The sequence below is a fragment of the Bradyrhizobium sp. genome (assembly GCF_016462955.1).
Lineage (GTDB): Bacteria > Pseudomonadota > Alphaproteobacteria > Rhizobiales > Xanthobacteraceae > Bradyrhizobium.
Window position 1 is genome coordinate 1 of sequence record NZ_JAEMSD010000780.1, and the last position, 2,189, is coordinate 2,189.

2 protein-coding genes are annotated in these 2,189 nt (G+C 65.9%); one reads left to right on the forward strand and one right to left on the reverse strand.

Features of this window, described 5'->3' with window-relative positions; genetic code table 11:
* On the reverse strand, window positions 1-720 hold a 720-nt coding region (locus JHD07_RS38275; RefSeq protein ID WP_291631662.1), incomplete at its 3' end, for an adenylosuccinate synthetase.
* Window positions 721-1,143: 423 nt separating this feature from the next.
* On the opposite strand from JHD07_RS38275, the gene JHD07_RS38280 reads away from it, so the two are divergent.
* Entirely contained in the window at window positions 1,144-2,076 is a 933-nt protein-coding gene (locus JHD07_RS38280; protein WP_291631664.1) for a DMT family transporter, read from the forward strand.
* The last annotated feature ends 113 nt before the right edge of the window (window positions 2,077-2,189 follow it).

A 2,189-nucleotide genomic window follows, 5' to 3' on the forward strand; every position in this document is an offset into this window, starting at 1 on the left:
GGAGGTCACGAAGGGATAGGTGCCGTGGTCGACGTCGAGCAGCGCGCCCTGCGCGCCCTCGAACAGCATGCGCTTGCCGGCGCGCCGCTCGATGTCGAGCAGGCGCCACACCGTCTCGGCATAGGGCAACAGCTGCGGCGCCATCTCCATCAGTTCTTTCAGGACCACCTTGCCGTCGAATTCGGGCAGGTTGAGGCCGCGGCGCAGCGCATTGTGGTGCGCCAGCAGGCGGTCGATCTTGTGCGGCAGGGTCTGAGGATCGGCCAGATCCATCAGGCGGATGGCGCGGCGCCCGACCTTGTCCTCATAGGCGGGCCCGATGCCGCGGCGGGTGGTGCCGATCGCGGTCGCGGCGCTGGCGGACTCGCGCAAGGCATCAAGCTCGCGGTGCAGCGGCAGGATCAGCGTGACGTTTTCGGCAACGCGCAGATTGTCGGGGCTGACATCGACGCCCTGCGACTTGAGCCTGGCGACCTCGTCGAGGAAGGCGGCGGGATCGAACACCACGCCGTTGCCGATCACCGACAGCTTGCCCTCGCGCAGCACGCCGGAGGGCAGCAGCGCGAGCTTGTAGGTCTTGCCGTTGATGACCAGCGTGTGGCCGGCGTTATGGCCGCCCTGGAAGCGGACGACGATATCCGCCTGCTCCGACAACCAGTCGACGATCTTGCCCTTCCCTTCGTCGCCCCACTGGGCGCCGACGACGACAACATTGGCCATTCGCGGGTAATCCTGTTTCAAACTGTCGAGAAGGCATGATCCTCGCGGAAAACCGGTGCCCACTTTTCCGGGATCATGCCTGCGCCCAGCCTAATCGGCGGCCGGAGCCGCCCGCACGCAAGGCAGCCAACCGGATAAAGGAAGCAGCCCCTCTAGGCAAGCAAGAACGGGGCTTATTCGGGGTCCCAAGCCCGGCCCAAGCCATTGATATCCGCAGAAAATCCAGAACTCGCGGGGGTCATCGCAACGGCTTCGACCAAAGCGTGAGGGACACCGTCGCCGCCGGCATGGTCGCGATGCGTCCGCCCCCTGTTGATGCAACCTCGCTTTCCGTGTCTTTGGACGGGGCCGGGTTATCAGCCGGCCCGGACCTCGCCGGGCCGGAAGCCTCGGCGTATTCCACGCGGGGCTTCGACGATCATAATGTCCGCCACCGACCAGACCACGAGCGCGGAAACATCCGGCCACAGCTGGATCGCCAACCAGCCGTATCTGCTGCTCAGCATCACCGCGCTGTGCTGGGCCGGCAACGCCATCGTCGGGCGGCTCGCCGCCGGCCACATTCCGCCGGTCACGCTGTCGTTCCTGCGCTGGTTCTTCGCCTTCCTGCTGGTGCTGCCGTTCGCGTGGAAACACCTCGCGCAGGACTGGCCGGCGATCCGCGGCAAGCTCGGCCTGATGGTCACGCTCTCGGTCACCGGCATCGGCGCCTTCAACACGCTGCAATATTGGTCTCTGGAGCATACCCAGGCGCTGAATACGCTGCTGCTGCAGTCGGCCGCGCCTCTGCTGGTGGCGCTGTGGTCGCTGGCCATTCTCCGCATCCGCCTCACCGCGGCGCAGGCTTTCGGCGTGCTGCTGTCGATGTGCGGCGTGCTGACCATCCTGCTGCATGGCGACTTCACCACGCTGTCGAACATCGACTTCAACAAGGGCGACCTGATCTTCCTGCTCGCGCTCCTGATCTTCGCGCTCTATTCGGTGCTGTCCCTGAAGCGGCCGCCGATGCACGGCCTGTCGTTCCTCGCCTTCACCTTTGGCTGCGGCGCGGCCTGCCTCGTTCCGCTGGAGATCTGGGAACTGTCTGCGCGCCCGGTGATGAAGCTCGACGGGCCGAACCTGCTGACGCTGTTCTACGTCGCCGTCTTCCCTTCCGCGCTCGCCTATCTCTGCTTCAATCGCGGCGTGCGCCTGATCGGCGCCAACCGCGCCGCGCCGTTCTTCCACGTCGTGCCGGTGTTCGGCTCGGTCATGGCGATGGTGTTTCTCGGCGAGCACCCGCAGGCGTTCCACTTCATCGGCTTTGCATTGGTGCTCGCGGGCGTGTTCGCCGCGTCAAGGAAGCAGGCGGCGTAGCCGCAAGTTGTCAGAGCGCACCGCTGTCCGCTTCACCCTCCCCTGGAGGGGCAGGGCGTCGCATATGGTTTTTCGAAAGACCTCAGCACGCGCCTCGCCCTTCGAGACGACCG

Excerpts from the sequence above, each read along its gene's own strand:
- JHD07_RS38280 (WP_291631664.1), top strand. The coding sequence starts at position 1,144 with ATGTCCGCCACCGACCAGACCACGAGCGCGGAAACATCCGGCCACAGC.